At 66.0% G+C, this 6332-nt stretch carries 6 protein-coding genes and 1 other RNA gene; 5 read left to right on the forward strand and 2 right to left on the reverse strand.

The features are described from left to right. The first annotated feature begins 23 nt into the window (after positions 1-23). The 5 genes from ABDV68_RS17800 (at position 24) to ffs (ending at position 2783) form a co-directional block, all read left to right on the forward strand. Positions 24-320: a hypothetical protein gene (locus ABDV68_RS17800; RefSeq protein ID WP_343521441.1), complete on the forward strand. Its 297-nt coding sequence runs from the start codon at positions 24-26 to the stop codon at positions 318-320. Further along, positions 317-1411, forward strand: coding sequence for a cysteine desulfurase family protein (locus tag ABDV68_RS17805; RefSeq protein WP_343521442.1), 1095 nt, complete (start codon positions 317-319; stop codon positions 1409-1411). The genes ABDV68_RS17800 and ABDV68_RS17805 overlap by 4 nt, the downstream gene beginning before the upstream one ends. After that, the gene (locus tag ABDV68_RS17810; RefSeq protein ID WP_343521443.1) at positions 1408-1743 is read left to right on the forward strand and encodes a 2Fe-2S iron-sulfur cluster-binding protein; all 336 of its coding nucleotides are present in this window, start codon (positions 1408-1410) and stop codon (positions 1741-1743) included. The genes ABDV68_RS17805 and ABDV68_RS17810 overlap by 4 nt, the downstream gene beginning before the upstream one ends. A 23-nt stretch (positions 1744-1766) precedes the next feature. Then, on the forward strand, positions 1767-2633 hold the full coding sequence (gene bla, locus ABDV68_RS17815; protein WP_343521444.1) for a class A beta-lactamase: 867 nt from the start codon (positions 1767-1769) through the stop codon (positions 2631-2633). 51 nt (positions 2634-2684) lie between these two features. Further along, positions 2685-2783, forward strand: an RNA gene (ffs, locus tag ABDV68_RS17820) — signal recognition particle sRNA small type. A 3-nt stretch (positions 2784-2786) separates the two neighbouring features. Here the strand turns inward: ffs and ABDV68_RS17825 are convergent. Together ABDV68_RS17825 and ABDV68_RS17830 are read right to left on the reverse strand one after the other, a co-directional pair. Beyond that, complete coding sequence (locus ABDV68_RS17825; RefSeq protein ID WP_343521445.1) at positions 2787-3383, reverse strand: hypothetical protein; 597 nt, start codon at positions 3381-3383, stop codon at positions 2787-2789. Positions 3384-3514: 131 nt separating this feature from the next. After that, positions 3515-6332, reverse strand: a 2818-nt coding sequence (locus ABDV68_RS17830) for a TonB-dependent receptor (protein ID WP_343521446.1), incomplete at its 5' end; no start/stop codon positions are given.

A 6332-nucleotide genomic window follows, 5' to 3' on the forward strand; every position in this document is an offset into this window, starting at 1 on the left:
ACGCACTATATGGAGGGGGCGAGATGGTCGCGCCCGGCGTCCAGTCCTCCTACATCTTCGCGTTCGCGATGGAGCGGTTGAGCGCGGCGGCACAGCTCATCAGGTTCGATGCGCTGGGCTTCGCGATCTCCGCGGGAAGCGCATGCTCGTCCGGAACGCTGAAGCGCAGCCGCGCGTTGGGCGCGTTCGGAATCGAGCCGGATATGGCCGACCGCACGGTGCGGATCAGCATCGGCTGGAACACGACGCCGGCCGAGCTCGATCGCTTTGCCGATGCTTGGCTGAAGATTTCGGGCGAAGGGGGAACACGCGCCGCATGACCTATCTCGACTATCAGGCGACCACGCCGCTGGCACCCGAGGCGTTCGAGGCGATGCAGCCCTGGCTGCGTGGCGATTTCGCCAACCCCCATTCGGCGCACGCCGCCGGGCGCAGGGCCAAGGCGGCGGTCGAGGTGGCGCGCGAGGCGGTTGCAGACCTGATGCCCGACAACGGCACCGTCAGCTTCACCAGCGGTGCGACCGAAGCGCTCAACTGGGCGATCAAGGGCAGCACCGGCCCGATCGTGACGGTGGCCACCGAACATGCCGCGGTGCTCGACACCGTTGCGGCCGAGGCGCGGCGCGGGCGCGCGGTGACGGTGCTGCCGGTGGGCAGCGACGGGCTGGTCGAACTCGCCGCCGCGCGTGAGGCGATCAAGCCGGGCGTCGGGCTCGTCGCGGTGATGCTGGTCAACAACGAGATCGGGACGATCCAGCCGCTCGGCGAGCTCGCGGCGCTGGCGAAGGGCGCGGGCGCGTTGCTGCTGTGCGATGCGGTGCAGGGCTATGGCCGCGAGATCATTCCGGAGACGTGCGATCTGGTCGCCGTGTCGGCGCACAAGGTCCACGGGCCCAAGGGCGTGGGCGCGCTGTGGATTCGCAACGGGGTCGAGCTGGAACCGCTGCTGCACGGCGGCGGGCAGGAACCCGGCGGGCGATCGGGCACGCTCTCGCCGGCCTTGTGCGCGGGCTTCGGCGCGGCGGCGACGCTGGCCAAGCAGCGCTTCGGCGCCGATCGCGGGCATGTCGCCCAGCTGTTCCGCAAGGCCTATCAGGCGTTGGGCGGATCGGGCTGGACGCTCAACGGATCGATGGACGACCGTTACCCCGGCAATCTCAACATGCGCTATCCGGGGCTGGATGTGGCGCGGCTGATGTCCGACCTGCGCGACATCGCCTTTTCGGCCGGATCGGCCTGCGCGAGCGGATCGGGGCGGCCGAGCCATGTGCTCAAGGCCATGGGGCTGAGCGATACCGATGCGCGGTCGAGCATCCGCCTCGGCTTCGGCCGCTACACCACCGAAGAGGAACTGCTCGCCGCGGTCGAGCGGATCGACGCCGCGGCGCGCCAACAGAGGTTCGCGGCATGATCCGGGTGCGCTTTCTCGATCCTAATGGCGACCTCGCCTGCGACGCCGAGGGGCAGGAGGGCTATTCGCTGCTCGAGCTGGGACAGGCGAAAGGCATGCCGCTGGAGGGGACGTGCGAGGGGCAGATGGCTTGTTCGACCTGCCATGTCATCGTCGCGGCCGCGGATTTCGACCGGTTGCCGCGCGCAAGCGAGGAGGAAGAGGACATGCTCGACCTTGCCGTCGGTGCGACACGGACCAGCCGGCTGTCGTGCCAGATCGTCCTGACACCCGAGCTCGACGGCCTGACGGTCAGCTTGCCTTCAGAACATCGCGATATGCAGGGACGATGATGACGACCTCCACGTGCCACCCGATGAGTCGCCGTTCGATTTTGGGGCGCGCCGCCGCGCTCGCCGCATTTCCCCCAATCTTCTCTGGTACCGCACTGGCGCAATCGAAGAGCGCGATGGACCGGTTGCGCGACGAGACCGGCGGCCGGATCGGGCTTGCCGTCTATGACAGCGGCACCGGGCGGCGCTATTTCGACGGCGCCGAGGCGCGGTTCGCGATGTGCTCGACCTTCAAGGTGCCGCTGGCGGCCGCGGTGCTGGCGCGGGCCGACCGCGGTGAGATCGACCTCAAGCGCGAGATCCGCTTCGGCGAGGCCGATCTGCTCGATTACGCCCCGGTGGTGAAGGCGAACCTCGCCAAGGGGGCGCTGTCGATCGAGGCGTTGCTCGAGGCGGCGGTGGTGATGAGCGATAATGCCGCTGCCAATCTCGTCTTCGGCCAGATTTCCGGTCCGCGCGGGCTGACGGCGTTCATCCGCTCGGCGGGGGACGCGCTCACCCGCTCCGATCGCGACGAGCCGACGCTCAACAATGTCCGCAATGGCGAGGTGCGCGACACCACGACGCCGCAGGCGATGCTGTGGCTGCTCAACGCGCTGCTGCTGGGCGAGCGGCTGAAGCCGGAGACGCGGGCGAAGCTGACCGGCTGGATGGAGGCTTCGCCGACCGGAAAGGAGCGGCTGCGCGCGGGCCTTCCGAAGAGCTGGCGGGCGGGCGACAAGACCGGGACGAGCGGCGAGGGCTATGTCCACGACATCGCGATCGCGACGCCGCCGGGGCGCAAGCCGATCCTGATCACCTGCTATATGGACGTGCCGATGCTGCCGCTCGCCAGGGCCAATGCCGCGCATGCCAAGGTGGGCGAACTGATCGGGCTGCTGTTCGGCTGAAGGGCACGAACGGCCGGCGTTGCAATCGCGAACGCTTTCCCCCATATGCGCCGCGGGAGTCGGGCGGACGATGCCGTCGCCAACCCGGTCAGGTCCGGAAGGAAGCAGCCGTAACGATTTTCGTGTCGGGTCGTCCCGGCTCCCACCTTCGCCTCAGACGAACTCTTCGGCGATCCCGAACACCAGCAGCAACGCGATCACCGTCACGAGCAACGCGACGTTCCACTTGCGCGACTTCACCTTGAGCAGCGCGACGAGTAGCGCGAATACCACAACGCCGGCCCAGACCACGACCATCTCCGCGTCGCTCATCGCCAGTTCCGCATCGGGAGTCGGTTTCGATATCTCGAGCCCGATCTGGCCGATCCAGCTCCCGACATTCGCCGCCAGCAGCCCGCCGATCACCATGCGGTTCTGCTTGTCGTACCACTCGTCGAAATCGGGCCATTCCGTGGGATCCTCGGGGAAGATCAGCGTCGCGGCGAGATAATAGGTGCCGACGATCGCCAGCACGCCGAACAGGGTAAGGTAGTTGGCCGAGATCTGGTCGCGCGCTTCCCAGGCGATCAGCCAGAAGGTGGTCAGGTCGAGCACCACCAGGATGCCGAGCAGCGGTGTGAGCCAGCCGATGCGGACCGGCCTCGCTCCGCGCTTGAGCTTGAGCGTGCGCGAGAAGCCCCCGAGCACCTCGGCGATCGAAAGGCCCAGCAGCAGCCCATAGACCGCGAACACCAGCTCGAACGGACTCATGCCGTGCTTCCCCCAACTGCCCCGGATGCACACTAGCGCCTGTTCGGCGCTGCGCTAGCCCCTTGTTCTCAAACGAAAACCGCCGCCCCGTTCCCGGAGCGGCGGCTTCGTTTCGATGCTGATCGCGGGGATCAGAACTCGTAGCTGACGCCGATCTTGAAGCGCCACACCGACGAGGAGACGTTGATCTGGTTGTCGGCGTCGAACGATCCGCCGGTGAAGCCGTTGATGATGTAACGGCCCTGGGCGTCGACGTTGCTCGTCACGCCGCCCACCGAGGTGGTACCGAGCGAGGCGATGTCCTGCACGCCGTAGAAGTTGCGGCGGCGCTGGACGTTCCAGTTCGGATCGATGAAGTTCAGGAAGTTGTCGAACATCCCGTACAGCTTGATCTTATCCTGGCGTCCGAAGAGGCGGCCCGGTCCGAACAGCTCCTGCGAAACGGTGAGGTCGAGATCGAAGTACCAGTCGTTGGTGCAGCCGTTACGCGGCACCGTGCGGCCACGATATTTGTTGGCGCAATCGAGACCGCTGATGAAGCTGTCGAGATCCGCCGCGTTCTGCGCCGCGGTGCGCAGCACCACGCCGCCCGTCCCGAGCGTTGGAGCGTACACGACGTTCGGATCGGTCGGGCCGGTCGGGATATAGACCAGCGCGTTGTCGGTGCCCGAGTTGGTATTGTTGAACGCACCGCCACCGGTCCAGGTCAGGCTGTACGGACGGCCCGAACGCGCCACGAAGGTGAAGCCGAACGAGGTCGCCAGACCCTCGATGAACTCGTTCTTGAAGTTCGTCGCGAAGGTGAAGTTGTGCTTGCTCTGGTAGAAGCCGGGCGAAGCGTCCGGATTCTGGCGATCGAACGCCGCGGTCTGATCGTAGTTCGAGCCGGCGGTCGAGTTGTACATGTTCCGGCGGTCATGCGAATTGGTGTACGCATAGCCGAACGAGATCCAGGTCGACCCGTTTTCCATGATCAGGCCGCCCTCGAAGTTCTTCGACAGCAGGAACGACGCGACATGGCTGCGGAAGCCCTTCGAGTTGGTGAGCATCAGCTCGTCGAAGCGGTTGGCGGTGTTGGTGAAGCAGACCGGATTGACGTTCGCATAGACCGGCGGCGAACCCGGATCGACCAGACGGGCGGTGCAGCCCGGCTGCAGCGTGTCGATCGCGGAGTAGATCGGGCGCCCGTCGATCGTGTAGCCATTCAGGCCCTTGCGGGTGTCGATCGTCTGGGCGAGGTCGACCAGCGTGTAGGGGTTGCGGAACTCCGAGTAGATGTAGTCGAGGTTCGCGTTCCAGCCGCTCAGGAAGCCGCTATCCGTGAAGTTGAGCTCGGTGCGGAAGCCCAAATTGGCGCGAATGACGGTCGGCATCTTGAGATCGGGATCGATCGACTGGGTGTTGCCACGGCCGGCAGCCGCCAGGCCGATCGCATTCGCCTGAATGCAGGTCGGCACGCCGGTGAAGCGGCCGCCCGAGACGACCGAGATCTGGCCGTTGGCGTCCTTAAACGGCGTGCAGTCCGCCGCGTTGCTGTTGCCGGTCGCGAAGCCGCGACCGTCATTCTGGAACGCGTTGCCGAACCACACCAGCGGATCGCCGCCCGAGAAGATGCCGACGCCGCCGACCAGCTGCGAACGGCTGAACAGCCCTTCGTTGTCGAAGTCGTAGGTGAAGCCGACACGCGGCAGCACCGTCGGCTCGAGCTTGCTGAAGCCGTTGTTGTTGCCGAAGCCGTAGCGCTGCGCGAACACCGGGTTGAACGCCGGCGAGCCGCCGTCATACCAGTCGGCGCGGACGCCGGCGGTGATCTTCAGTTGGTCGGTCGCGCGCCACTCGTCCTGCAGATAGACCGAGTAGATGCTGCGGTCGAACTTCGCCGCGGCGCTGGTGATGTCGCCGGTCGACGAGAAGTTGCCGAACGCGCCGTAGGTGCAGCCGTTGATGACGTTGACCGGGGTGGTCGTGGTCGTCGCCGAGGTGCACGCCGGGGCATTCGGCCGGCCCGGTGACACGAGGCCCGCGCGCAGGTCCGCGATGTTGCGGAAGACCAGCGTGCCGGTCGCGTTCTGGACGAACAGGTTGAACAGGTCGGCCTTGTTCAGCTCGAAGCCGAGCTTGAAGTTGTGGTTGCCCGCTGCGAGCTTGGCGACCGCACGATACTGCTCGACAGTCGTGCGAAGATCGTTGGCCGAACGCGAGTTGCCCGGGCCCGCCAGGACCGCGCCGTCATTGCCGGTCGCATTGTCGATGCCGACGATGATGCGCGGAATCGGGCTACCCGACTGCGCCTCGCCGCCGCCGATCGGATCCTGGAGATCCTGGATCTCAGAGCGCGAATAGCGCAGCTCGGTCGAGAATTGGTCGGTCCACTGCGAGTAGAGGCGACCCGAATAATAATCGGAGATGGTGCCGCTCTTGTAGAAGGTATTGGCGCCGATCGCCTGGGGCGAGTTGCCGGTGAACAGGTCGTCCGGCTTCACCGTCGTCTCTTCGAGGCGCTGATAAGTCGCTTCGAGGCGGTGCCGATCGTTGATCTGGAGATCGGCGCGGACGAAGTAGCGGTCGTTAGTGTATTCGCGGTTGTACACCAGGTCACCGGTATCGATGCCGTAGACGCTGTTCAGCACGCCGCGGATCTCATCGAACTGAGCCTTCGAGATGCCGTTCTGCTGGTTGGCGTAGCCCGCACCGGTCGGACCGTCGTCCTGCGACTGACCGGCCTCGTGATGCTCATAGGCACCATAGATGAACAGGCGGTCCTTGATGATCGGCCCGCCGAGCGTGACGCCCCAGCGCTTCTCGGGCTGCACCGCGGCCACCGGACGGCCGGCGACGCGGTTGCCGCGCAGATCGTCATCCGAATATTCGTAGAAGGCGCTGGCGGTGTATTCGTTGGTGCCCGACTTGGTGATCACGTTGATCGCGCAGCCGGTGAACTGGCCATAG

Origin of the sequence: Sphingomonas sp., assembly GCF_039595165.1 — a bacterium.
Lineage (GTDB): Bacteria > Pseudomonadota > Alphaproteobacteria > Sphingomonadales > Sphingomonadaceae > Sphingomonas.

Excerpts from the sequence above, each read along its gene's own strand:
- ABDV68_RS17825 (WP_343521445.1), bottom strand. The coding sequence starts at position 3,383 with ATGAGTCCGTTCGAGCTGGTGTTCGCGGTCTATGGGCTGCTGCTGGGC.
- ABDV68_RS17810 (WP_343521443.1), top strand. The coding sequence starts at position 1,408 with ATGATCCGGGTGCGCTTTCTCGATCCTAATGGCGACCTCGCCTGCGAC.
- ABDV68_RS17805 (WP_343521442.1), top strand. The coding sequence starts at position 317 with ATGACCTATCTCGACTATCAGGCGACCACGCCGCTGGCACCCGAGGCG.
- bla (WP_343521444.1), top strand. The coding sequence starts at position 1,767 with ATGAGTCGCCGTTCGATTTTGGGGCGCGCCGCCGCGCTCGCCGCATTT.
- ABDV68_RS17800 (WP_343521441.1), top strand. The coding sequence starts at position 24 with ATGGTCGCGCCCGGCGTCCAGTCCTCCTACATCTTCGCGTTCGCGATG.